Raw genomic sequence first — 24,641 nt, forward strand, 5'->3', positions numbered from 1 at the left:
CCGACTCCAGGACCTGACATGCCCGAAGCCTCCGCTTCCGTACCGACGTCCGCCCAGGAATTGGATGACCTGCCGCTCCCGACCGACCTCTCCGCGGTGAAGGGCTGGTTCCACCCCGCCGACCAGGTGCTCTTCGACTGGTTCCTGAACCGCCAGCGGACCCTCGAGGAACCCGGCGACCTGCTGGAGCTCGGTGTCTACCTCGGCAAGAGCGCGATCTTCATGGGCGGTTTCCTGCGCCCCGGCGAGACCTTCACGGTCTGCGACCTCTTCGACTCGCCCGCGCCCGACGACGCCAACTCCAAGGAGATGAACCGCTCGTACGCGACCCTCACCCGGCGCGCCTTCGAGGCCAACTACCGCTCCTTCCACGACGAGCTGCCCGCCGTCGTGCAGGCGCCCTCGTCCGGCATCACCGCGCACGTCCGCGCGGACAGCTGCCGCTTCGTCCACATCGACGCCTCCCACCTGTACGAGCACGTCCACGCCGACATCGCCGCCGCCCGGCGCCTGCTGCGCCGGGACGGGATCGTCGTCCTGGACGACTTCCGCGCCGAGCACTGCCCGGGCGTCGCTGCCGCCACCTGGGGTGCGGTCGCCACGACCGGTCTGAAGCCGCTGTGCATCACGGCGACCAAGTTCTACGGGACGTGGGGCGCCTACGACGAGGTGCACGGGGAGCTGAAGGCGTTCCTGGAGGGCCGGGACGACATGTGGCACGGGGCGGAGGAGGTCGCGGGGCAGCCGATGATCCGCATCAGCGGCGGGAAGGCGCGGACGCCCGCGCATCCGGTGTCGCGGCACGCCTCGGGTGTGCCGGGGCAGGGGGCGGCTGCCGCCGGGGCTGCGCAGGGCAAGGGCGCGGCGCAGGGCAAGGGCGCGGCGCAGGCCGCGGCCGTCCAGCAGGCGCCGGGCAAGCCCGGTCGGCGGAGCGGGGACAATCGGCGTCCCAAGGGGCGGGGTCTCGTCTCGTTCCTGAGCCGCCGGTCCTGAGGACGAGGCACGCGTCGGGGTGGGGGTCGGGTTCCGGCCGTCCACCCCGGCGGGTGTCGCTCACCGCGAGCCGTTCGCCGCCCCGGTCAGGCACCGGGCGCGTGCCGTACCGATGAATTCTGGGTGAATGACGGCAAAGTGGGGCAATGCAACACCACCCCACGACCTCGGCGGCCCCCACGCCCCCGGCGACCACACCGGCCCCGCCAGCCCCGGCACACGCCGCCCGCTCCGCGGCCCGAGCCGCCCGCACGCCCCGCGCGCCCCGCGCGCCCCGCGCGCCCCGCGCCCTCCGCCCCCACCGCCTCACCGCCCTCGCCCGCACCGCCCGCTTCCGCCTGGAGCGCGCCACCGCCGGGCGCGGCACCGGGCCGGACGCCCTCCTCCCCCCGCCCGCGCACCTCTCCCTGCGCGACAGCCGGACCCTCAACCTCGCGCTCGCCGCGCCCGAGCCGGACCTGCGCGCCGCCGAACTCCTCATCACCCGAGGCCACCGCCGCTTCCGCGTCCCGCTCGCCGTCGAACGGGACACCGACGGCGGCCCGCTCCTGACGGCGACGGTGACCCTGTGGGACGCGCTGGACGCCGCCCCCGCGGCGGCCCGCCCTCAGGGCACCGCCCCTCTCCTGAGCGAGGGCGTCTGGCGGCTCGCCGTCGCGACGAGCGGCGCCGACGGCCGCGTACGCCGTCGCGGGCTCGCCCTCGCCGACGGCGGCGCCCCGCCGCCCGGCCCCACCGCGCCGCACGCGCCCAACCCCCGCACGGGCACCCTGATCCGGGTCGTGCGCTGCCGAGGGGGGCGGGCCGCGGTGCAGGTCACGCGGTCGCGGCCGCGGGCGGAGCTGGTGCGGTTCGTGCCGCGCGGGGACGGGATCACGGTGTACGGGCGCGTGGTCGCCGGGCCCCGGGAGCGGGACCGGGCGCGGTGGTCCGCGCGGGCCGTGCGGCGCCGTGACGGCCTCGTCGCCCCCGTCGAACTCGCCTGGGACGGGGACCGGTTCAGCTTCGCGCTGCCGCTCGGCGCGATGGCGGAGGCCGGGCCCGGCCAGTGGGTGTGGGACTTCCGCGTCGGCGAGCTCGGACTCGGGCGGCGCCTGACCGACGTACGCGATCTGCCGTCGGCGTTCCCCACGCCGTTCCGTCTGGTCGCGCTGCCCGGCGGCCGCCTGGTGCGCGCGCACCCGCATCTGACCGCGTCCGGCGCCTTCGCCGTGACCTGCCTGGACATCACGAAGGAGACCTCGTGAAGCGCCCGAACCGCCACCCCCGTGTGAGACCCGCTGAGGAGACCCCTTGAAGATCACCTATCTGCTCGGCTGGGGCGACGAGATGGGCGGCACCGAGCTGGCCACGTACACCCAGGCGCTGCACCTCGCCGAGCGGCACGACGTCGAGGTCGTCTCCGTCTTCCGCACCCGCCCCGAGCCGTTCTTCCCCGAGGCGCGGCAGGTGCCCGTGCGCTATCTGGTGGACCGTACGGTGACGCCGGAGCGGCCGGTGCGCGACTCCCGGCTCGACGAGGCGGCGTGCCGGACGCTGGCCGCGCTGCCGAGCGAACTGATCAGGCCCGCCTGGGAGTCGGCGTTCGACCGCCTGTCGGACGTGGAGCTGACGGCGGCCCTCAGCACCCTCGACACGGACGTCCTGGTGACGACGACGCCCGCGCTGCTCGCCGCCGCCGTCGGCCTCGTACCGCCGCGCGTGGTGACCGTCCACCAGGAGCACCGCCCCACCCAGCGCCGGGGCCCCTCGGGCGAGCCGCTGCTGCTGCACGCGCCGCGCCTGGACGCCCTGGTGACGCTGACCGGGCGGACCCGGGACTGGATCGCGGAGTCCCTGGGCGCGACCGCGCCGGAGCTGGCCGTGATCCCCAACGCCGTGCCCGACGGGTTCCGGCCGCGCGCCGACGGCGAGAGCAAGGTCATCGTGATGGCGGCGCGGCTGACCGGCGAGAAGCGCGTCGACCACGCCGTGCGCGCGTTCGCGCGGGTCGCCGAGGCGCACCCGGAGTGGACGCTGCGGATCTTCGGCGGCGGGCACCGCGAGCAGAGCCTGCGCCGCCTTGTGGACGCCTTCGGGCTCCAGGACCGGGTGGAACTCCTCGGCCCCTGCCAGGACATGGCGTCCGAGTGGGCGAAGGCGGGCTTGTCCCTGATGACGGCGGGCCACAACGAGGCGTTCCCGCTGGTGCTCCTCGAAGCGCTCGCGGCCGGGGTGCCCGTGGTGACGTACGACGTGCTCACGGGACCGGCGGAGATCGTCAGGCACCGCGTGGACGGGCTGCTCGTGCCGCCCGGCGAGATCGGTGAACTCGCCGCCGCGATGGACGAGTTGATGTCCGACGACGAGCTGCGGCGCGGCTGTGCGCGGGCGGCGAGGGAGGGGGTGTACGAGCGGTTCTCGTCGGCCGGGGTGACGGCGCTGTGGGAGGAGCTGTACACGCGGCTCGTGGCGGGGCGGGACCGGCCGGAGCGGCTCGCCGGGCGCGCGGACCGGGTGGCGCTCGGCGTCGCGTCGGGCGGCTGCGGCTTCCGTCCGACGGCGCCGCACACCTTCAACGCGGACGCGGGCGCCGATGAGCGGGCCCGCGAGGACGAGATCATCGCCGCCGCACCCGAGGGCCGGGTGATCCGCTCGGTGGGCCGTCTCGCGGAGTGCAGGGACGACGTGCTCGCGCCGCGCATGGCCGAGTGGAACCTCGACGTCACCGCGGCCGCCCTGGAGTCACGCCAGGTCCCCTACGTCCTGGTGCGCACCGACGGCACGGCCCACACCCTCGCCGTGGACGAGGACGACCGCGACCGCGCCCTGAAGGCCCTGGCGGAGGCGCTGCACGGGGAGCCGGTCTACGCCGAGCTGGTCAATCCGCGTGACGCGGCGCCCGGCGCCGTCCTCGCCGAACGGCTCGACGGCATCGGCGAGTTGGCGGGCGTCAAGGTGTTCCGGCCGGTGACCACGACGACGCTGTCGCTGCGCCACGGGGTGCAGCAGGCGTGCACGGTGGCGTTCTGGCCCCGTATCCAGGGCCCCGGGGCCACCGGCGCGCCGGACTCCCCCGGCGCCGCGGCCGACCCCACCGCGCCCCCCGCGCCCGACCCGTCCTGGCGCCGCGCCCCCTTCGGCAGCACCCTCGCCGGGGCCGTGCTGCCCTCCCTCACCCCCACCGCCCGGCTGCGCGTCGGCGCGCGCGACTACCCGACCCTCGACGTCTTCACCGAGCGCCTCATGAACGACGCCGACTTCCCCGTCGACGCCGTCTACACCTGGGTCGACGACTCCGACCCCGACTGGCGCGCCGCCCGCACGGCCGCGCTCGGCGGCGCCGCCGACGCCGCCGACTCCTCGGCGGACAGCGGCACGGTCCGCTTCCGCAACCGCGACGAGCTGCGCTACTCCCTGCGCTCACTGGCGATGTACGCCCCGTGGGTGCGGCACGTGTACCTCGTGACCGCCGGGCAGGTCCCCGACTGGCTCGACCGCGACCACCCGGGCCTCACCGTGGTCGACCACCGCGACCTGTTCGCCGACCCCGCCGCCCTGCCGACCTTCAACTCCCACGCCATCGAGACCCAGTTGCACCGGATCGAAGGCCTGGCGGAGCACTTCCTCTACTTCAACGACGACATGTTCCTGGGCCGCCCGACGACGCCCGGCACCTTCTTCCTCGGCTCCGGTCTGCCCAAGTTCTTCTGGTCGTCGGCGTCCGTGCCCGCGCTGCCGGTGGACGCGGCGGACGAGGGCTATCTGGCGGCGGCGAAGAACAACCGCGAGCTGCTGCGCCGCGACTTCGGCCGCACGGCGACGCACTGCTTCCTGCACGTGCCGTACGCGCTGCGCCGCAGCATCCTCGAAGAACTCGGCGAGCGGTACGCGGACGAGCTGGCGGCCACCTCCCGCGCCCGCTTCCGCGGCACCACCGACCACTCCCTGGTCTCGTCCCTGCACCAGCACTACGCGTACCTGACGGGCCGCGCCGTGCCGGGCTCCGTGTCGTACGACTTCGTGGACATCGGCAGCCGCACCGACCACGCCCGGCTCGGGCAGCTCCTGCAGTCGCGGAACAAGACCGCGTTCTGCATCGGGGAGTCGCCCGACAGCGGCATGTCCGACGAGGAGATGGCGCTCGCGGTGCGGTCGTTCCTGACGGCGTACTTCCCGGTGCGCTCGCCGTACGAGTGCGCCGCCGCGGTCTGAACCGGTCGCCGCCCGGGCTTCTCACCGGCCCGGGCGGTGGCACGTCCGCACCCTCGGCCTCGGCCTCAGGACAGGAACACCCGCCGCACCACCCGCTCGGCGGCGCCCCCGTCGTCGTAGGGGCAGAAGCGCTCCCGGAACGCCTTCCGCAGCACCGTCGTCGCGTCCGTGTCCCAGCCGCCGTCCCGGAACAGCGCGGTCAGCTCGTCCTCGGTCGTCGCGAGGGCGCCGGGGGTCTCGCCGGGGCGGCCCGAGAGGAGGTCGAAGTAGGTGCCGCGGGCGAGGCGGTAGGCCTGCCAGTCGGGGGCGTAGCTGACGATCGGGCGGTCCAGGCAGGCGTAGTCGAACATCAGCGACGAGTAGTCCGTGACCAGGGCGTCGGCGGCCAGGCACAGGTCCTCCACGCGCGCGTGGCCGGTGACGTCGAGCAGACCGGGGTGGGCGGCGAGGCCCGCGTCGGCGCCGTAGAAGTAGTGGGCGCGGACGAGGACGACCCAGGAGGGGCCTAGCGCCGTCGCGAACCGCTCCAGGTCGAGGCGGGGCAGGAAGCCCTTCTGGTAGTCGCGGTGCGTGGGCGCGTAGAGGAGGGCCCGCTGGTCCGGGCGCACTCCGAGGTCGGCGCGGATCCGGGCGATGGCGTCGGGGCCGGTCGTGAAGTACACGTCGTTGCGCGGATAGCCCGCTTCCAGGGCCTGGTACGCGGCCGGGTAGACGCGCTCCCACACCTCCGTGGAGTGCGGGTTGGCGGACAGGCTGTAGTCCCACTGGTCGGTGTGGTCGAGGACCTTCTGGAAGCTGATGCCGTGCGTGCCCGCGGGATAGCGGCGCTGGTCGAGGCCCATCTTCTTCAGGGGGGTGCCGTGGTGGGTCTGGAGGTAGACCTGGCCGGGGCGCTTGGTGAAGCCGCCGGGGAAGGAGGAGTTGTTGACGAGGTACGTGGCGCGGGCCATCGCACGCCAGTAGCGCCGCGAGCCCTCGATGACGTACTCGACGCCGGGCGGCACACGGTGCTTGTGGCGGCTCGACACCACCCACACGCCCCGGATGCGGGGGGCCAGTTCGCGGGCCTTGGCGTGGATCGCGGCCGGGTTGCAGCTGACGCCGCGGTTCCAGTAGGCGCCGTAGACGGCCAGGTTCGGGTCGAGGGAGCGGCGCAGGTCGGCGCGGTAGGTGACGCGCATGGCGCGGGCGCGGACGGACTTCTTGCGGCGGGCGAGCGCCGAGCGGACGGACTTCATGCGTCCGCCCACGCGGGACAGGGCCCGGTAGGACGCGTACGAGCCGGAGACCAGGGCCTGCTGACGCTCCGTCAAGGGCAGGCGCTCGGCGGGGCGGTGGGCGCGCAGCATGCCCGCCGCGGCCCGGAAGTACGCGGAGCGGTCGCCGGGCGCGATCCGGCCCGGGTCGTCGAGGACGGCCAGGAGGTGGTCGACGGCGCGCAGGAAGAGGCGGTCGGTGGCCCCGGCGCCGTCCGTGAACAGTTCCTCGTACCGCCCGATCACCGCGAAGTGCTCCCGCCCCGGCGACTTCGCGAAGCTGCCGCCGCGCCGCTCCCGCCAGCGCACGCACACCCGGTCGAGCGCGCCGACGCGGTCGCCCGCGGCCAGCGTCGCCCGGTGCACGGGCACCACGTCCTCGTACGCGCCCCGGGAGAAGGCGAGGCCGCGCGCGGTCCAGAAGGACCGCCGGAAGACGCGGTTCCAGGCGGCGACGGTGACGGCGAGGGGGTCGCCGGTGACGTCCTCGCCCGCCGGTCTGCGGACGGCCTCCCACCAGTCGGTGCGGTCGTGCGCGAAGAGCAGCACGTCCAGGCCCGGCGCGCCCGCCGCGCCGCCCTCGCCTCCGGCCCCCGCTTCACCCTCGGTCCGCGTGATCGCGCGGTCGAGAGCCGCGAGGGCGCCCGGAAGGAGCACGTCGTCGCCGTCGAGGAACAGCAGCCAGTCGCCGGTGGCGCGGGCCGCCCCGGCGTCGCGGGCGGGTCCGGTGCCCTGGCGTCGGGTGAGCCGGACGAGTTGCGCGCGCGGATCGCGCTGCGCATACTCCGCCGCGATCGCGGCGCAGGCGTCCGGCGACGCGTCGTCGACGACGAGGAGTTCGAGGTCTTCGTAGGACTGGTCGAGGACGGACTCCAGGCATTCCCGCAGGTAGCCCTGGACGCGGTGGGCGGGCACGACGACTGAGAAGCGCGGCATGGACACCGACGGTAGTCACGCGTACACGCTCTGTCGAAGACCGCGCCTCACTCGATGGGGTGATCGCGAACCTCGTTGGGGTGAGCGACGGCAAAGAAGTTGATCGCGGCGGGAAAAAGGTGTGAATACGCCCGTACTGGGTCGTAACGCCAGCCGACTTCTACGAAAGGCCGCTCGCCGTGCAGCCCCGACTCAGCGTCGTCGTGCCCATCTACAACGTCGAGGAGTTCCTGGAGGAGTGCCTGGAGTCGATCGCCCGCCAAACCCTTGATGGCGGGGTCGGAGGGGCCGGAGGGATCGGACGGGACGGAGGGGATACCGGGGGCGGCCGTGCCGGCGGGCTCGAAGTCGTCCTCGTCGACGACGGCTCCACCGACGCAAGCCCCCGCATCGCCCGCGCCTTCGCCGCCCGCGACCCCCGCTTCGTGTACGTGCGCCAGCCGAACGCGGGCCTGAGCGCGGCCCGCAACACCGGGGTGCGGCACGCGAGTCCGACCGCCGAGTACCTGACGTTCGTGGACAGCGACGACATCGTGCCGCACGACGCGTACGCCCGCATGATCGCGAGCCTGGACGCCAGCGGCTCCGACTTCGCCAGCGGCAACGTGTGGCGCCTGACCGAGCGCGGCCGCTCCCAGGCCTGGCAGTACCAGTGGCTCACCGCCCCGCGCACCCGCACCCACATCTCCCGCGACCTGGCGCTGCTCGCCGACCGGGTCGCCTGGAACAAGGTCTTCCGGCGCTCCTTCTGGGACCGGCACGGCTTCCTCTTCCCCGAGGGCAGGCTGTACGAGGACACCCCGGTGATGATCCCGGCGCACTTCCTCGCCTCGTCCGTGGACGTGCTCAGCGACCACGTCTACTACTGGCGGGTGCGCGAGGGCTCGATCACGCGGCGGCGCACCGACGTCAAGGGCGTGCGCGACCGCGTCGCGGCCTGCGCGCACGTCAGCGGCTTCCTCGCCGAGCACGCGCCGGAGCTGAAGTCCACGTACGACGTCTCCTGTCTGCGCGACGACTTCGTGTACTTCCTGGAGGGGCTGCCGATGGGCGGGCCCGAGTACCGGGCGGCGTTCCTCGCGGACACCGCCGAGTTCCTGCGCACCGCCGACCCGGCGATCCTGCGGCGGCTTCCCGTGGACCTGCGCGTGAAGTGGCATCTCGTACGCGAGCGGCGCACGGGTGAGCTGATCGAGCTGCTCGACCGTGAACGGCGGGGCGGCAAGGGGGCGTTCGCGGTGCGCGGCTCGCTGCGCCGGTACGCGGCCTACCCGGGCGTCGACCGGCTCCCGCGCGACCTCACCCGCCTCGACCAGAGCGAACTGCCCGCCGTGGCCCGGCTCGACGAGGCCGGCTGGGACGAGCGGGGGCGGCTGCGGATCCGCGGCCACGCCTACGTGCGCAACCTGGAGGCGGCGCGGCCGGGGCAGTCGGTGAAGGCGGGGCTGCTCAAGTCGGCGCACGGCAGGGGCCGGTTCAAGCGGGTGCCGACGCGGACCGTGCCCGCGCCCGAGGCCACCGAGCGCTCCGGGCAGCGGCTGCACTGCTACGACCTGTCGGGCTTCGAGATGACCGTCGACCCCGAGCAGCTCAAGGCCGGCGGCCGGTGGCGGCCAGGGAACTGGCTGCTCGGCGTGGTCGTCGCGGGCCACGGCACCGTGCGCCGGGCCGCCGTGCGCGCGGCGGACGGCCCCCGCACCCAGTCGCTGACCCGCGACCTCGGCGACGGGCTCCGCCTGGTCCTCGGCTTCAGCAAGGGGCGGCTCGTGCTGCGCGTCCAGGAGTACGCGGCGCGGGTGGACGGCCATCGCGCGGACGGCGGCGACGTGATCCTCACCGGCACCCTCACCACCGCCCCCGCGGGCGCCGCCCGGCCCAAGGCCCTGCGCCTGACCCGCGAGGGCACCGTCTTCAGCTACCCCGTCGCCCTCGTCGACGACCGCTTCGAGGCCCGTGTGCGCCTCGCCGACCTGGAGGACGTGCCGCCCGCACCGCACCGCGCGCCCGCCCAGGTCGAGCCGCCGCACGGCGACCGCTGGGGGGCCGTCCTCGAACTGGCCGACGGCAGCACGGCGCCCCTCGCCGCCGCCCTCGACCTGCCCCCCGGCCGCTACGCGACGCGCCCCGGCCGGGAACTGTGCGCCACCGCCGACGACCGCGGCGGCCTCGTCGTCGAACTCACCCGGCGTCCCGTCGCCGACCGCGTCGACTGGGCCGACGACGGCACCCTCGCCGTCGAGGGCACGGCCGCGGCGGCGAGCTGGCCGTCGGCCGAGCTGGTGCTGCGGCACAGCGGCCGCGACGACGAGGTGACCGTGCCGGTGGAGCTGTCCGGCGGGCGGTTCCGGGCCCGCGTCGCACCCGGGGGCGGGGTGCTGCGGGAGGGGCGGTGGTACGCGTTCCTGCGGGAGGTCGGGCACGGCGGGGCGGGCGTGCCGGTGCGGGTGCTCACGTCGGTGGGGGCCGGGATGCCGGACCACCGGGTGGTCCAGGGGCGGGAGTTCAGCGCCGACCGGCGCTTCGGCGACCGGCTTCTGATCGACGCCGGGTCGGTGCTCGCGCCCACCGAGCGCGGCGCGTACCGGCGCCACCGGCTGCGCACGGAGCACTACCCCAGAGAGCGCGTCAAGAGCCTGCGCGACGCCGTCCTGTACTTCGACGGCGACTCGCCGCGCGCCGTCCACGAGGAGCTGGTGCGGCGCGGCGCCGACGTCGAGCACCTCTGGGTGACGCACGACCAGCAGACGCGGGTCCCCGCGGGCGCGCGCGGCGTGGAGGAGCACAGCGCCGAGTGGTACGGGGCGCTCGCGCGCTGCCGTCGTATCGTCACCGCGGGCCATCTGCCGGACTTCTTCGCGCGCCGGGAGGGCCAGACGGTCGTCCAGACCTGGCACGGCACGCCCCTCAAGCGCATCGGCGCCGACCTCACGGACACCCTGTACGCCGACCACGGCCACCTCGACCGGCTGCCCCGGCTCGCCGCGCAGTGGAACGTCCTGGTCTCCCCCAGCGGCTTCGCCACCCCGCACCTGGGCCGCGCCCTCACCTACGACGGCGAGGTCCTCGAAGCCGGATCGCCGCGCAACGACGTGCTGTTCGCCGACGACCGCCACAAGGTCACCGAACGCGTCCGGCGCGAACTGGGCCTGAGCCCCGACAAACGGATCGTCCTGTACGCCCCGACCTACCGCGACCACCTCGGCTTCGGCCCCGGCCGCTTCCGCTACGACCCCGCCCTCGACCTGCGCGCCGCCGAGGACGTCCTCGGCGACGACCACGTGCTGCTCGTGCGCAAGCACCCGCTGACCTCCGGGCGGCTCCCGGGCGCCCGCGCCCCCTTCGTCCGCGACGTCACCGGCCACCCGCGGACCGCCGAACTCCTCCTGGTCGCCGACGTGTTGATCACCGACTACTCGTCCCTGATGTTCGACTTCGCGCACACCGGCCGCCCGATGCTCTTCCACGCCTACGACCTGGAGCACTACCGCGACACCGTGCGCGGCTTCTACCTCGACTTCGAGTCCCGCGCACCGGGCCCGCTGCTCGCCTCCACCGGCGAGGTCGTCGACGCCCTGCGCGACCTCGACTCCGTCTCCGCCCGGCACCGCAAGGCGTACGCGGCGTTCCGCGAGGCCTACTGCGACCTCGACGACGGCCGGGCGGCGGAGCGCGTCGCGGACAGGCTGATGCGATGACGGCGGCGGGCACTTCGGGGACGACGACCGCGCCGGCCGCGGAAGGCACCGCGGCGGCCCCCGCGGTGACGACGTGGCAGCGGCGGCGCGCCCGGCTCGGCGCGACCGCCACGGGCTTCGGGATCCGCTGGCACCCCAGCCCCTACCTGGTCGTCGGCGGGCTGTTCTGGCTGGTGATGTCGCTCGCGTACTGGCGGGTGCCGATCTGCTGTGACTTCGGCCAGCACGCGGCCGTCGTCGAACGCCTCAAGGACGACCTGCTGCACCCCCGGCACCCGATGGCCGACCTGCCGGGCGACGGCAGCGCGTACTACTCGCCGTACGCCGTCGCCCAGGCCCTCTTCGCCAAGGCCACGGGCCTCGCGGGCTGGCAGGTCGTCAAGCTCTCCGGGCCGCTGAACCTCCTTGTCCTGCTCACCGGCATCGCCCGCTTCGTGCGCGTCCTCACCCCCCGGCCCTGGGCGCCCGTCCTCGCCCTGTTCGCGATGGTGCTGCTGTGGGGCACGCGGATGGCGTGGTGGAGCGGCTACCTGGGCCTGATGTCGATGACGGGCAACCTCGGCTATCCGTCGACGTTCGGCATCGCGCTGATGTTCTGGGCCTGGGCGTGGGCGGGTTCGCTGGCGGGGGCGCCGCCCAGGAGCTGGTGGGCGTACGCGGGTCTGGGCGCCCTGTGCGGTCTGGTCCTCCTGATCCACCCGATCACTTCGGTGGCGGCGGTGATCGGCGTGACGGCGTTCGCGCTGCCGCGCCTGCGGTCGCCGCTGCGATGGGCGCTCACCGGGCTCGCCGCGCTCGCGGTGGCCACCACCTGGCCGTACTTCAACCCGCTCACGCTCGTCGGGGACGCGAGCGTCGACTGGATCCACCGCCAGCTCTACACCGACATGCCGCAGCGCTTCTGGCTCGCCGCCCTCGGTCTGCCCGCCCTGTTCCTGCGCTGGCGGCGCGACCGCGCGGACCCGCTGGTCCTGATGTTCGCCCTGGACTGCGCGATCGTCGGCTACGGCTGGCTCAGCGGCCACTACACGTACGGCAGGATCCTCGGGCTCACCCTCGTCCCGCTCCAGTTCGCCCTCGCCATCGAGCTGACCGCGCCCCGCACCTGGGGCAACCGGCGCGCCGCCCTCGCCGGGGCCACCGCGCTCGGCGCGCTCGTCGGCTTCGTCCAGATCCAGGCGGGCGCCGTCGTGCCCCGCACCCTCGACCCGATCGGCTTCGACCAGCCGCCGCGCTGGCCGAGCTACGCCTGGGCGGCGGCCCACATGAAGCGCGGCGACGTCGTCCTGACCGACGGCTACCGCCCCATGCGCTCGATCCCGGCGTTCGGCGTCAACCTGGTCGCGCCCGCCTGGCCGGACGCGTCGCTCGCGGAGTCCGCGCGCAACGAGCGCCTGGGCGAGGTGCGCGCCTACCTCGACCCGGCCACCTCGGCCGCCGAACGCGCCGCCGTCGTCCGGCGCCACCACGTGCGCTGGCTCCTGGTGGCGCCGGAGCAGCCGCTGCCGCCGGAGGCGGTGGTGGTGGCGTGGAGCGCGCGGACGGGCGAGGTCCTCGCGCGGGTGGGTGGCGCGTCGTCGCGCGGATGAGGGCGCGTCCTCGGGCGGATGAGCGGCGCCGGTCCCGGTCCGGGACCCCGTCCTGCGCTCCGTCCGGCACTCCGTGACGAAGCCCCCTAATCGGATAATTTCTACCAAGCCCTAAAATTTCCCCTGTGGACCCCATCTCACCTCAAGAGCCCCAGATCACCGTCGTCGTGATCGGCTACGACGACGCCCCGCACATCGCCGACGCGGTGCGCTCCGCGCTCGCCCAGGGCCCCGTGGTGGGCGAGGTGATCGCGGTCGACGACTGCTCGACGGACGACACCCCCGCCGTCCTCGCGGAACTGGCCGCCGCCGACCGGCGGGTGCGGGTCGTGCGGCGCGCCGTCAACAGCGGCGGCTGCGGCGCCCCGCGCAACGACGGCGTCGACGCTGCGACGCTGCCGTACCTGATGTTCCTGGACAGCGACGACGTGCTGGCGCCGGGCGGCGCGCGGGCGCTCCTCGCCGCGGCGCTGCGGCACGGCGCGGACGTCGCGTCGGGCCTGTGCGTGCGGCGCGAGCTGCCGTCGGGGCGCGAGGTGCCCTGGCAGCCCGAGCTGTACCGCAAGGCCGCGCTCGTGACCCGCCCCGAGCTGCGCCCCCGCCTCGTCCACGACACGCTGTGCGTCAACAAGCTCTACCGCACGGACTTCCTGCGGGAGCACGCCGTCCGCTTCCCCGAAGGCCGCTTCATCTACGAGGACTTCGTCTTCGGCGCCCGGGTCCTCGCCGCCGCCCCGCGCATCGCCCTCGTCCCCGACACCGTGTACGTGTGGCACGTGCGGCGCACCGCCGCCAAGCTGTCGATCTCGCTGGACCGCGCGGGCATCGAGAACTGGCGGGCCCGGATCACGGCACACCGCCAGGCCGTGGACATCCTGCGCGGCGCCGCCGACGGCGACAAGGTGCTGGCGCGGGCCGCCCGCGCCCAGTTCCTCGACCACGGCCTGCGCATGTACACCCGGGAACTGCCCCAGCGCGGCCCCGAGTACCAGCGCGAGTGGTGGGCGCTCACCCGCGCCTACCTCACCGAGTTCGACGAGGCCGACCTCGCGGCCGCCCCCGCCCCCGGCCGCGTCATCGCCCGGGTCGTCCTCGCGGCCGCCGAGCCGCGCGACCTGGACCGCCTCAAGCAGGTCGCGGCCCGCCCGGCCCGGCTCGCCCCGCCCTACGCGCGCGCCGCCGACGACACCCCCGTCTGGTCGGCCGACCTGCCCCAGGTCACCCTGGAGCACCTCCTCGCAAGGCCGCTGCGCCTGCTGCCGCTCGCGGTCGACGCCGAACTGCGTCCGCGCCGGGGCGCGAGCGTGCTGCGGCTGCGCCTGCACGAGCTGTACGGCCGGGTCGCGGCGGCGGGCCCGGGGGTGGTCGACGTGGAGCTGACGCGCCGGGGCGGCGGGCGCCCCGGCGTGCGGCGGTCGGCGGCGTTCACGGCCGAGGAGCCGGGCCGGACGTGGGTGGCCGACGTGCGGGTCGACCTCGCGGCGCTCGACGGCGACGTGTGGGACCTGCGCGTGCGGCTGCTGTTCGGCGACGGCACGGCGCGCGAGACCACGGCGCGCGCGGTGGCCGGGCCCGGCCTGCTGCGCCGCACGGTGGTGCCGGGCGGGCGGCGCGGCGTGCTGCTCGTCCAGCCGTACGCGACGCAGGCCGGGAACCTGTCGGTGCGGCTCGCGCCGGGGCTCCGCGGGGTGGTGGCGGTGGCGCGGCGGCGGCTGGCGCGGTTCGTGCGGAGGCGTGCGGGCGGACGAGGGGACGGCCTCTGACGTGCGCGAAGGCCATCGCGGGCGGACGGCCCCCGGCCGGGGCCGTCGGGCGGACGGCCCCTGACGTGACCCGTATCCGGGCTCTGCGACACTGCACGTCCGGGATGTCCGGGGTACATCCCGGGCCAACACGACACGACGGGACGAGCTGACCATGACCTGGCTGATCACCGGCGGCGCCGGATACATCGGTGGGCACGTCGTGCGCGCCATGACGGAGGCGGGCGAGCGGACGGTGGTCTACGACGACCTGTCGTCGGGCCTCGCCGAGCGCGTGCCTGAGGGGGTGCCGCTCGTCGTCGGCTCGACCCTCGACGCGGACCGGGTCGCGGGCGCCCTGCGGGACCACGCGGTCACGGGTGTCGTACACCTGGCGGCGAAGAAGCAGGTCGGCGAGTCGGTCGAACAGCCCCTGCGCTACTACCGGGAGAACGTGGAAGGCCTCAGGGTCCTCCTGGACGCGGTCGCGGACGCCCGGGTGCCGTCCTTCGTCCTCTCCTCGTCGGCCGCCGTGTACGGCATGCCCGACGTGGACCTGGTCACCGAGGACACGCCCTGCGTGCCGATGAGTCCGTACGGCGAGACGAAGCTCGCGGGCGAGTGGCTGACCCGCGCGGTGGGCCGCGCGACGGGCCTGCGCACGGCCTGCCTGCGGTACTTCAACGTGGCGGGCGCGGCGAGCCCGGAGCTCGCCGACACCGGCGTGTTCAACCTCGTCCCGATGGTCTTCGAGAAGCTCACCGCGGGCGCGGCCCCCCGGATCTTCGGCGCCGACTACGCCACGCCCGACGGCACCTGCGTGCGCGACTACATCCACGTCACGGACCTCGCCGAGGCCCACGTGGCCGCCGCCCGGCGCCTCGCGGGCGCGCCCGAGTCCACCGACCTGACCCTCAACGTCGGCCGTGGCGAGGGGGTTTCGGTGCGCGAGATGGTCGACCTGATCGCGGACGTCACGGGGTACGACATCCCGGCGACGGTCACCGAGCGGCGCGCGGGCGACCCGGCCCGGGTGGTCGCCGCCGCCGACCGCGTCACCGCTGAACTCGGCTGGTCGGCCAAGCGGGACGTGCGCGAGATGGTGGAGTCGGCGTGGGCGGGGTGGACGCGGCTGCACCCCGAGGCACGCACCGAACGGTAAGTACCGCACCAAATAGTAGGTACTTGAGGATCCGTACGGCGGAATCCAGGCTGGGGTGCGAGGCCGCATCGCCCACCCCACCCCAGCATTGGAGCACCATGCCCGAGCATGCCCGCACGCCCGTGACGATCGTCGGACTCGGTGCCATGGGAGCGGCGCTCGCCTCGGCGTACGTCGCGGCCGGGCATCCGACGACGGTCTGGAACCGCAGCCCCGAGAAGGCCGCGCCCCTCGTCGAGCGGGGCGCGACACACGCCCCCGACATCCGCGACGCGCTCGCCGCGAGCCCCCTGACGATCACCTGCCTGACGACGTACGACGCCACCCTCGCCGCCCTCGAACCGGCCACCGCCGCGCTCGCCGGACGCACCCTCGTCACCGTCAACTCCGGTATCCCCTCCGGCGCCCGCGCGATGGCCGAGTGGGCCACCGGGCACGGCGCGCGGTTCCTGGACGGCGCGATCAAGAACGTCCCCGCGGCCGTGGGCGCGGCCGACACCCTGCACTACTACTGCGGCGACCGCGCCCTCTTCGAGGAGTACGAGGCCACGCTGCGAGTCATCGGCGGCGACACCGTGCACCTGGGCACCGAGCCGGACCTCGCGGCGCTGTACGAGTCGGCGGTCGGCGGCACGCTGCTGCCCGCGCTGCTCGGCTTCTTCCAGGGCGCGGCGCTGGTCACGGCGCGGGGCCTGGAGGCGAGCACGCTGGTGCCGTACACCGCGAAGTGGCTGGAGATGATCGTCTCCCTGCTGCCGCACTACGCGGCGGAGATCGACCGCGGCGCCTACGACGACCCCCAGTCGTCCATCGGCATCTTCCACGCGGGCAGCGCCGACGAGCGAGAGGTCGCGGCCGAGGCCGGGCTCGACACCCGCTGGCTGGAGCCGATGCACGCGCTCCTGGACCGGGCGGTGGCGGAGGGCCGCGCGGACCAGAGCGTCAGCGCCCTGGTGGAGGTGTTGCGCAAGCCCGCGTAGGGCCCGCCGGGGCCTCGGGGGCCGGGGGTGTAGCAGGCTGCACCCCCACCTCGGGGGCTCGCCCTCTCGTGCCCGAAGGGCCCCGATTCCTAGCGTTCTCGGTGACGGGCGGCGTGTGCCGCGACGGTCACCGAGAGGGCGTACGGAATGTTCAGGCGGCGCGGTCCGGAGCGGTTGGCGCGGGCGGGGCGGGCGGGGGCCGGAGGGAACGGCTTCGCGCCCGGCGGTGACGGCTTCGCGCCCAACGGCGGCCACGCGCCGAGCGATGCCGCCCTCGCCCTCGACGGGGTCTCCCGTACGTATCGCGGTGGCGCCGTCGTCGCGCTGCACCCGACCGATCTGGCCGTGGGGCGCGGCCGGTTCGTCGCCGTCATGGGGCCCTCGGGGTCCGGGAAGTCGACGCTGCTCCAGTGCGCGGCGGGGCTCGACCGGCCGACGTCCGGGCACGTGCGCGTGGAGAGCGTCGAGCTCGGCTCGCTGAAGGAGGCCGCCCTGACGCGGCTGCGCCGGGAGCGGATCGGCTTCGTCTTCCAGGCGCACAATCTCGTGCCGTCGCTGAGCGTCGCGGAGAACGTGGCGCTGCCCCTGATGCTGGGCGGCGCCGACGGCACCGACGAGACGACGGCCCGGCGCGCGGCCGTGGCCCTCGCCGCCGTCGGCCTCGGCGACCGGGCCGACGACCGCCCCACCGAACTCTCCGGCGGCCAGCAGCAACGCGTCGCGATAGCCCGCGCCCTGGTGACCGACCCGGCCGTCGTCTTCGCCGACGAGCCGACCGGCGCCCTCGACCCGGCGACCGCCCACGACGTCCTCGCCCTGCTGCGCCAGGCCGTGGACCAGGACGGCCACACGGTCGTCATGGTGACCCACGACCCGACCGCGGCGGCGTGGTGCGACGAGGCGGTGTTCCTGGCGCAGGGCCGCGTGGTGGCGACCCTGCACCGCCCGGACGCGGAACGGGTGCACGCGGTGATGCGACGGCTGGGACGAGGGGCGGTGGCGGCGTGAGCACGCCCAAGTCCTGGGCGGGGTCGGGGTCTGCGCCGGGGCCCGGGTCGGGGTCTGCGCCGGGGCCCGGGGCGGGGTCTACGCCGGGGCCCGGGGCGGGGTCTACGCCGGGGCCCGGGGCGGGGTCTACGCCGGGGCCCGGGGCGGGGTCTGCGCCGGGGCCCGGGGCGGGGTCTACGCCGGAGCCCGGATCGACGTCCACGCCGGAGTCCTGGCCTGCGTCCGCGTCCGGACACAGGTCCACGCCGGACGCCAGGTCCACGCCCGACGCCAAGTCCGCATTCACACCCGCCGCCACACCCGCGCCCGCACCGGAGCCCACACCCATGTCCGCGCCGCAGTCGACGTCCAAGCGCACGTCCGCATCCCGACCCACGCCCACGTCAAGGCGGAAGCCCAAGTCCACGCGCACGCCCACATCCACGCGCACGCCCAAGTCCACGCCCAAGCCCAAAGTCACCGCCCTCCTCGCCGCCCGAGCCGCCCGCACCCACCGCAAGGCCTGGGCCGCTGTCTTCGCCGCGCTCGTGCTGACCTCCGCGCTGCTCGGCACCTTCGCGTTGGCGGTGGCGTCGGCGGCGCTCGGGCACGCGCCGGTGGAGCGGTACGCGGCGGCGGACCTCGTGGTCGCCGGGGACCAGAACACCCGGTACACCGCGAAGCCGTGGGGGTCGGAGCCGGAGACGAAGACCACGGGGCTGACGGAGCGGGTGCGGGTGCCCGAGGCCGCGCTCGGTGTGGTCCGCGCGGTCCCCGGCGTCGAAGCGGCCGTCGCCGACCGGCTGTTCCCGGTGGGGCTCAAGGGCGAGTCGGTCACCGGTCGGCCCTGGGACGCGGCCCGGCTGGCGCCGTTCGCGCTGCGGGACGGCCGGGCGCCGCAGCGGCCGGACGAGGTCGTCGTGGGCGCGGGCCGGGCCCGCACCGGCGACCGGGTGGCGCTCCGCGCCGGCGGGGCGGACGCCGCGTACCGCGTGGTGGGCGTCGCCGACGGGCCGCGCGCCGCCGTGTACTTCACCGCCGGGCGGGCCCGTGACCTGGCCGGGCACGCGGGCACCGTCGACGCGATCGGCGTCGTGGCCGGGCCCGGCGTGAGCGCGGGCGAGCTGTACGGGCGGGTGCGGGACGCGGTGGACAAGGCGGAGCTGCGCGCCGCCGGGGACCGGGCCGACGGGGACTCCGCCGGGCTGCGGGTGCTCTCCGGGGACGGCAGGGGCACCGCCGAGCACCTGGCGGCGGCGCCCGCCCGCGCGACGATGATCGAGATCCTCGGCGCGGTCGCCGGGACCATGGTGATGATCGCCGTCCTCGTGGTGGCGTCGACGATCGTGCAGGCGCTGCGGCAACGCGGCCACGAGCTGGGCCTGTTGCGGGCCGTGGGCGCGACGCCCCGGCAACTGCGGGGCGCGGTGGGCCGCGAGGTGGGCCGGGTCGCGGTGGCCGCCGCGGCGGTGGGCGCGGTCCTCGCCGTACCGGCGTATCTCGGCCTGCGGGCGCTCCTGGACGCGCGCGGCGCGCTGCCCGACGGCCTGCGGCTCCCCCTGCCGCCCTGGCTGTTGGCCGCTCCCCTCGTGACCGCCGCCGTGACGGTCCTCGTCGCCCGTCTGTCCGCCCTGTTCGCCGTCTCCCGGGCGGCGAAGGTCCGTCCGGCGGAGGCGCTGCGCGAGTCGCCGCCCGGGACGCCCCGCCGCGTCACCGGCCTGGTCCTGCTCGGCGTCGGCGTCACCGCAGCGGGGACGGCGGTGACGCAGCACGGCCAGGCCGCCGCGGCGGCGACGAGCACGGCCGCCGTTTCGCTGGTCATCGCGTGCGCGGTGCTCGGCCCGTGGATCGCGACGGGCGCGATGCGGGTGCTCGGCGCCCCCATGCGCCGCTTCGGCGGCCCCGGCGGGGGGCTCGCCGCCGCCAACTGCACGGCCGCGGCGGCCCGTCTCGGCGCGGCGATCACCCCGATCGTGCTGGTCACCGCGTTCTCCGTGGTCCAGCTCGCGGCGGGCGCGACGCTCTCGCACGAGGCGCGGGCGCAGGCGCGGGAGGTGGCCCGGGCGGACCTGGTGGTGCGGGCGGACGGCGGCCTGCCGTCCGGCGCCCTCGACCGGATCCGCTCGGCGCCCGGGGTGGCCGCGGCGACCGAGGTGGTCCACAGCACGGTCGTCCTCGCCCGCAAGGAGGCGGGGTCGCCGGTGCTGGAACGCGTACCGGTGCTCGGCGTCACGCCGCAGCGGCTGACCCGCACCCTGGACCCCGACGTCCGCGAGGGCGGCCTGGGTGGCCTGCGCCCCGGCACGGTCGCCCTCTCCTCGGACCGGGCCCGCTCCCTCGACGCCAAACCGGGCTCGACGGTGACGCTGCGCTTCGGCGACGGGGCCGAGGGGCGGCTGCGGGTGGTCGCGGTGTACGAACGGGGCCTGGGCGCGGGGGACTTCCTGCTCTCCCGGGACGAGGTCCTGCGGCACACGTCCGGCGTCGGCGCGGCCCGGGTGCTCGTCGCGACGGACGGCGGGGCCCAGGCGGCCCAGAAGGTACGCGCGGCCGTGCCGGGGGCGCGGGTGGACCGGGGCGCGGAGGCCGTGCGGGCCGCCGCGCACGTCGAGCCGGAGGACCAGGCCCTGGGCGAGGTGGTCAACGCGACGGCGGTCGGGGCGATCGGGGCCTTCACGGTCGTGGCCGTCCTGAGCACCCTCACCCTGATCGGGGTGGGCCGCCGCCCCGAACTCACCCTCCTGCGCCGGGCGGGAGCGGCCCGCGCCCAACTGCGCCGTATGCTCCACGCGGAGGCGGCGGCGATCGCTCTCACGGGCCTGACCGTGGGCGCCGCGGCGGCCCTCGTCCCGCTCCTCGCGTTCAGCCTCGCCTTCACGGGGGCGCTGCCCCACCTCCCTGCGACCCAGGTGATCCTGATCGTGACGGTGGTCGCGGCGACGACTCTGGCGGGGACGGTGCCGCCGCTGTGGCGGGTGCTGCGGGGGCGCTATCCGACGGGCTGAGGCGGCGGAGCGTTCCACCCCGGCGTTCCAGGCTGCACGCGTATCCCCTGGCCAACGACCGTTTTTGCGTTCCAGTGTCCCAAGCTGCCCGGTTTTATTGGCGATTTGCATGGATCACCTCGCACGCTGGTGGCAGTGGGGCTCAACGGCTTCACCGCAACGACATGAGGAGTTCGTACATGCTTAAGCGCTCACGGCTGATCGCCGCGCCGGTCGCGGCTGCGGCCCTGACCCTGACCGTCGCCGGCTTCCAGGCAAGCGCGGCCGAGTCCTCGGCTTCGGGCGGCGCGGACCGGTCCGGCAAGGCGGCCGCGGCGGCCCCGTGTCTGGCGGGCGCCACGACGCTGGTCGGCGATCTCGACGGCGACGGCCGCCCGGACAAGATCATCAACCCTGGGCACACCGGCCTCAAGATGACGGTCCAGTGGGGCACCGCGAGCGGCTCGTTCGGCACCAAGCACACCGTCAGCAAGCTGCTCGGCACGAGGTCCGGAGAGGTCACGACCGCCGCGGTCGCCGACTTCCAGAACGACGGCACCCTCGACATGGTCGTCAACATCGTCAAGCCGTCCGGCATCGACGACCCCAACAAGGCGCGCGTCGCGCAGTACCGCCCCGGCCCGCTCAAGCGCGCCGACCTGGGCTCCGCCTCCGCCCGCAAGCTCGACATCGGCACCCAGGGCGAGGCCAAGCAGCTCCGGATCGCCGACTACGGCGGCGACGCGTACCCGGACCTCGCGGTCCTCAACAACGCCGGTGACGGCGTGTGGGAGCGGTCCGTGCGCCTCTCGAAGCCGGGCACGGGACCGGGCAAGTACGACTACGACCTGCAGCAGCGGTACGGCAAGACCGGCACCCCGGCCGAGCCGCCGGCCATGCCCACCAGCGGGTGGAAGCACTTCTACAAGGCGTGCTCCTGACCACGTCCTGAGCACCGGTCACGGCGGCACCTCCACCGGCCACGAGCCGCGGGCGCGCCGAACCGTCGGGTGGGCCCGGTCCGGGCCCACCCCCTTGCGCGTGCCGGGTCCTACTGGGCCTTGTTCAGGTACGCGAGGACCGCGAGCACCCGCCGGTGCCCGCTGTCGCTCGGCGGCAGCCCGAGCTTCAGGAAGACATTGCCGATGTGCTTGCTGACCGCGCGGTCGGAGATGGACATGGTGGCGCCGATGGTCGCGTTGTCGCGGCCTTCGGCCATGAGGTGCAGGGCCTCGTGTTCGCGGGGCGTGAGGGAGTCGAGCGGGTCGGCGCCGCGGCGGGTGAGGAGTTCCGTGACGACCTCGGGGTCGAGGGCGGTGCCGCCCGCGGCGACCCGTTCCAGGGCGTCGAGGAACTCGTCGACGCGGCCGACGCGGTCCTTGAGGAGATAGCCGACGCCGCTCGCCCCGGCGCCGAGGAGTTCGGCCGCGTACGTCTCCTCGACGTACTGGGAGAGGACGAGCACCGGCAGCTCCGGCAGTTGCTCGCGGGCCGCGAGGGCCGCGCGCAGGCCTTCGTCGCGGAAGCCGGGCGGCATCCGGACGTCGAGGACGGCGACGTCGGGGCGGTGTTCGAGGAGCGCGGGCAGGACCTCGGGGCCGGTGGCCGCGACGGCCGCCACCTCGTGTCCCACGGACGTCAGGAGCAGCACGAGACCCTCCCGCAGCAGGGCGTTGTCCTCCGCGATCACCACACGCACGGCAGCTCCACTCCGATCTCGGTCGGCCCCCCGGTGGGACTGACCACCTCCATGGTCCCGTCGAGCGCCGCGACCCGGCGCCGCATGCCGAGCAGGCCGGTGCCGCCGGACTCGTCGGCCCCGCCCCGCCCCTCGTCCCGCACCAGCAGCCGCAGCCCCGCCGCCCCACGGGCGAGTTCCACCGCCGCCCGCCGCGCCCCGCTGTGTTTCGCCGCGTTCGTCAGTGCCTCCGCCACCACGAAGTACGCGGCCGCCTCCACGGCGGCGGGAGCGCGCGGCCCGCCCTCCACGCCCTCGTCGCGCACGGTCACGTCCAGGCCACTGCTGGCCGCCAACGCCCTGACGGCACCGACGAGTCCGCGGTCCGTCAGGATCGGCGGGTGGATGCCGCGCACGACGTGGCGCAGCTCGGTCAGGGCCTCCTCGGCCTGGTCCTGCGCGTCGGCGAGGAGCTTGCGGACGACCTCGGGGTCCGGAGGGCCGGCGCCGGGGTCGGCGGTGACCTGCTTGTCGTACGCCCGCCGGGCCAGGCCGACGCGCATCGAGAGGGAGACGAGCCGCGCCTGGGTGCCGTCGTGCAGGTCCCGTTCGATCCGGCGCAGCTCGGCGCCGTGCGCCGCGACCGCGCCCGCCCGGGTGACGGTCAGCTCCTCGACCCGTTCGGTCAGTTCGGCGTTGCGCTCGGCGTCGGGCGACGGCTTGAGCAGCGCCCGCGACCAGCGCGCGTCGAGGGCGGCGAAGCGCACGATCAGCGGGAGCACCACGGCCCTGCGGCCGAGCAGTCCGCACCACACGCCGTCGACCAGCATGCCGACCACCCACACCGGCAGCGCCACGTACAGCAGCAGCAAGCCGTAGATGAAGTGCAGGACGAGCCACCGCAGGTCCCGGTACGTGCCGGGGTCCTTGACGGCCTTCCGCACCCGTTCGACGAGGGTGCCGGTCAGCGGCGTGTACGCCTCGGGGATCCGCCGCCCCGACCACTCGCCGACCTGCCGCCGCTTGATCCCGGCGAGCCTGCGCAGCAGCAGGACCGTCTCGGGCAGCATCCCCAGGCCGACCACGATGAGCGACGCGACGACGGTGAAGAGGAGGATGCCGACGAAGATGTACGAGATCATCGACAGGCCGGCGCCCATGAGCAGCAGCATGGAGGCGCGGTCCGCCCGGTCGATCGTCTCTCGCATGAGCCTCAGGCTAGGCGAGGGCTTCCGTGGGCGCGGGCGTGCCCGCCCCCTGGAGGATGGTGCAGCGGGCTGCACCATCGCTTCGGGGGGACGCTCCCTCGCCATCGAGGCGCGGGGGCGGCAGAGTTGATCACGTACGAAACCGACGGACCCTCCAGCCCTCACCCCTCGTCCGGGCGCCCAGCCGTCCCGCCGTCCCGAAAGGTCACACCATGAAGGCCGCCCTCTGGCTCCTGCTCGCCCTCGGCACCATCGTCAACGCCTTCGGCGGCATGCTGTTCGACGGCGCGCTGGAGATCGCCGTGAGCGTCACCACGGGCGTCGCCGTCATCGGCTCGATCACGGCGCTGGTGCTGACGCGCGAGAAGCGGGCCTGAGCGAGGGCCGGGACGGGCCTGGGCCGCATCGGCCCACAGCGCCCCGGCCCACCCGCGTCCGGGCGGCGCGCGGCCCTACAGCGCCCTGAGCCCCGCCGCCGTAGCCCGCACCAAGCTCTCCAGGTACCCCTTCGGCAGTTCCCCGCGCACCACCACCGCCCGCCAGTACAGCGGCCCCGACATCAGGTCGAGGGCCAGTTCCTCGTCCCCGTCGGCCAGGCCCGCGCGCAGTTCGCCGCGCGCCACCGCCTGCGCGACGATGCCGCTCGCCACGCCGTGCTGGCCCTCGCGGAGCGCCTTCTGCAGGGCCGCCGCCATCTCGGGGTTGCGGGCCGCCTCGGCCTGGAGGTCGGGGATGACCTGGGAGGCGACGGGGTGGCGCAGGGCCCGGGACGTCACCTCGTACAGGAGGCGCAGGTCGCCCTCCAGGGAGCCGGTGTCCGGGGTCGGCAGGCCCTGGACGGCCAGGGCCGACACCAGGTCGAGGACCAGGTGCAGCTTGGAGCGCCAGCGCCGGTAGACGGCGGTCTTGCCGACGCCCGCGCGGCGCGCGATGCCCTCGATCGACATGCGGGCGTAGCCGACGGCCGCGAGCTCCCCGAAGACGGCGGCCCGGATGGCCTCGGTCACATCCTCACGGAGCACGGCGGCTCCGGCCGGCGTCCTTTTGCCCTGCTGGCGTGCGGTACGGCCCGCGTCCCCGTCGCTCGTCGTCATACGGACAGCATAAGGCGTGACGACGATACGGTTGCGTCCCGACGTAATGACGTCCTACTGTCGGCGTGACGACGATACGGACCCGTCCCGACGCACAGACGTGTCGCCGTCGCCCTCGGACCCCCGCGCCCCCGAGCGAAAGC

The 24,641-nt window shown here is 75.1% G+C and carries 16 protein-coding genes; 12 read left to right on the forward strand and 4 right to left on the reverse strand.

The genetic code is table 11. The annotated features are described in order from the left end of the window. The first annotated feature begins 18 nt into the window (after positions 1-18). The 3 genes from ACZ6BG_RS06790 to ACZ6BG_RS06800 all read left to right on the forward strand — a co-directional run bounded on the left by ACZ6BG_RS06790 (position 19) and on the right by ACZ6BG_RS06800 (position 5,187). Positions 19-993 carry a class I SAM-dependent methyltransferase gene (locus ACZ6BG_RS06790; protein WP_468997675.1) on the forward strand — a complete coding sequence of 325 codons (975 nt, stop codon included), beginning with the start codon at positions 19-21 and terminating at the stop codon, positions 991-993. A 146-nt stretch (positions 994-1,139) separates the two neighbouring features. Continuing rightward, positions 1,140-2,240 carry a hypothetical protein gene (locus ACZ6BG_RS06795; protein ID WP_468997677.1) on the forward strand — a complete coding sequence of 367 codons (1,101 nt, stop codon included), beginning with the start codon at positions 1,140-1,142 and terminating at the stop codon, positions 2,238-2,240. 46 nt (positions 2,241-2,286) lie between these two features. Next, positions 2,287-5,187: a stealth conserved region 3 domain-containing protein gene (locus tag ACZ6BG_RS06800; protein WP_468997679.1), complete on the forward strand. Its 2,901-nt coding sequence runs from the start codon at positions 2,287-2,289 to the stop codon at positions 5,185-5,187. A gap of 65 nt (positions 5,188-5,252) precedes the next feature. On the opposite strand, the gene ACZ6BG_RS06805 is transcribed toward ACZ6BG_RS06800, so the two are convergent. Continuing rightward, positions 5,253-7,379, reverse strand: a complete 2,127-nt coding sequence (locus tag ACZ6BG_RS06805; protein WP_468997681.1) for a bifunctional glycosyltransferase/CDP-glycerol:glycerophosphate glycerophosphotransferase — start codon at positions 7,377-7,379, stop codon at positions 5,253-5,255. Between the two features lie 179 nt (positions 7,380-7,558). Between ACZ6BG_RS06805 and ACZ6BG_RS06810 the strand changes: the two genes are divergently transcribed. From ACZ6BG_RS06810 to ACZ6BG_RS06845, 8 genes are all read left to right on the forward strand, one after another. Continuing rightward, a complete protein-coding gene (locus ACZ6BG_RS06810; RefSeq protein ID WP_468997685.1) occupies positions 7,559-11,074 on the forward strand; it encodes a bifunctional glycosyltransferase/CDP-glycerol:glycerophosphate glycerophosphotransferase in 3,516 nt (1,171 codons plus the stop codon). Further along, positions 11,071-12,663 carry a hypothetical protein gene (locus tag ACZ6BG_RS06815; RefSeq protein ID WP_468997687.1) on the forward strand — a complete coding sequence of 531 codons (1,593 nt, stop codon included), beginning with the start codon at positions 11,071-11,073 and terminating at the stop codon, positions 12,661-12,663. The genes ACZ6BG_RS06810 and ACZ6BG_RS06815 overlap by 4 nt, the downstream gene beginning before the upstream one ends. A 134-nt stretch (positions 12,664-12,797) precedes the next feature. Further along, positions 12,798-14,426 (forward strand): glycosyltransferase family 2 protein, encoded by a 1,629-nt coding sequence (locus ACZ6BG_RS06820; RefSeq protein ID WP_468998011.1) that lies wholly within the window; start codon positions 12,798-12,800, stop codon positions 14,424-14,426. A gap of 154 nt (positions 14,427-14,580) precedes the next feature. Beyond that, positions 14,581-15,567: a UDP-glucose 4-epimerase GalE gene (gene galE / locus ACZ6BG_RS06825; protein ID WP_468997689.1), complete on the forward strand. Its 987-nt coding sequence runs from the start codon at positions 14,581-14,583 to the stop codon at positions 15,565-15,567. 98 nt (positions 15,568-15,665) lie between these two features. After that, on the forward strand, positions 15,666-16,547 hold the full coding sequence (locus ACZ6BG_RS06830; protein ID WP_468997691.1) for an NAD(P)-dependent oxidoreductase: 882 nt from the start codon (positions 15,666-15,668) through the stop codon (positions 16,545-16,547). A 147-nt stretch (positions 16,548-16,694) separates the two neighbouring features. Next, positions 16,695-17,555: an ABC transporter ATP-binding protein gene (locus ACZ6BG_RS06835; protein WP_468997693.1), complete on the forward strand. Its 861-nt coding sequence runs from the start codon at positions 16,695-16,697 to the stop codon at positions 17,553-17,555. Between the two features lie 326 nt (positions 17,556-17,881). Continuing rightward, entirely contained in the window at positions 17,882-20,539 is a 2,658-nt protein-coding gene (locus ACZ6BG_RS06840; protein ID WP_468997695.1) for an ABC transporter permease, read from the forward strand. 179 nt (positions 20,540-20,718) lie between these two features. Further along, positions 20,719-21,459: an FG-GAP repeat domain-containing protein gene (locus ACZ6BG_RS06845; protein ID WP_468997697.1), complete on the forward strand. Its 741-nt coding sequence runs from the start codon at positions 20,719-20,721 to the stop codon at positions 21,457-21,459. Between the two features lie 110 nt (positions 21,460-21,569). On the opposite strand, the gene ACZ6BG_RS06850 is transcribed toward ACZ6BG_RS06845, so the two are convergent. Both ACZ6BG_RS06850 and ACZ6BG_RS06855 read right to left on the reverse strand, forming a co-directional pair. Continuing rightward, positions 21,570-22,217, reverse strand: a complete 648-nt coding sequence (locus tag ACZ6BG_RS06850; RefSeq protein ID WP_468997700.1) for a response regulator transcription factor — start codon at positions 22,215-22,217, stop codon at positions 21,570-21,572. Further along, positions 22,205-23,404: a sensor histidine kinase gene (locus ACZ6BG_RS06855; RefSeq protein ID WP_468997703.1), complete on the reverse strand. Its 1,200-nt coding sequence runs from the start codon at positions 23,402-23,404 to the stop codon at positions 22,205-22,207. The genes ACZ6BG_RS06850 and ACZ6BG_RS06855 overlap by 13 nt, the downstream gene beginning before the upstream one ends. A gap of 212 nt (positions 23,405-23,616) precedes the next feature. On the opposite strand from ACZ6BG_RS06855, the gene ACZ6BG_RS06860 reads away from it, so the two are divergent. Further along, complete coding sequence (locus ACZ6BG_RS06860; protein ID WP_468997705.1) at positions 23,617-23,781, forward strand: hypothetical protein; 165 nt, start codon at positions 23,617-23,619, stop codon at positions 23,779-23,781. Positions 23,782-23,856: 75 nt separating this feature from the next. Here ACZ6BG_RS06860 and ACZ6BG_RS06865 read toward each other — a convergent pair whose 3' ends face one another. Next, a complete protein-coding gene (locus tag ACZ6BG_RS06865) occupies positions 23,857-24,498 on the reverse strand; it encodes a TetR/AcrR family transcriptional regulator (RefSeq protein WP_468997707.1) in 642 nt (213 codons plus the stop codon). Positions 24,499-24,641 lie beyond the last annotated feature (143 nt).

This window comes from Streptomyces sp. NPDC041205 (assembly GCF_055591765.1).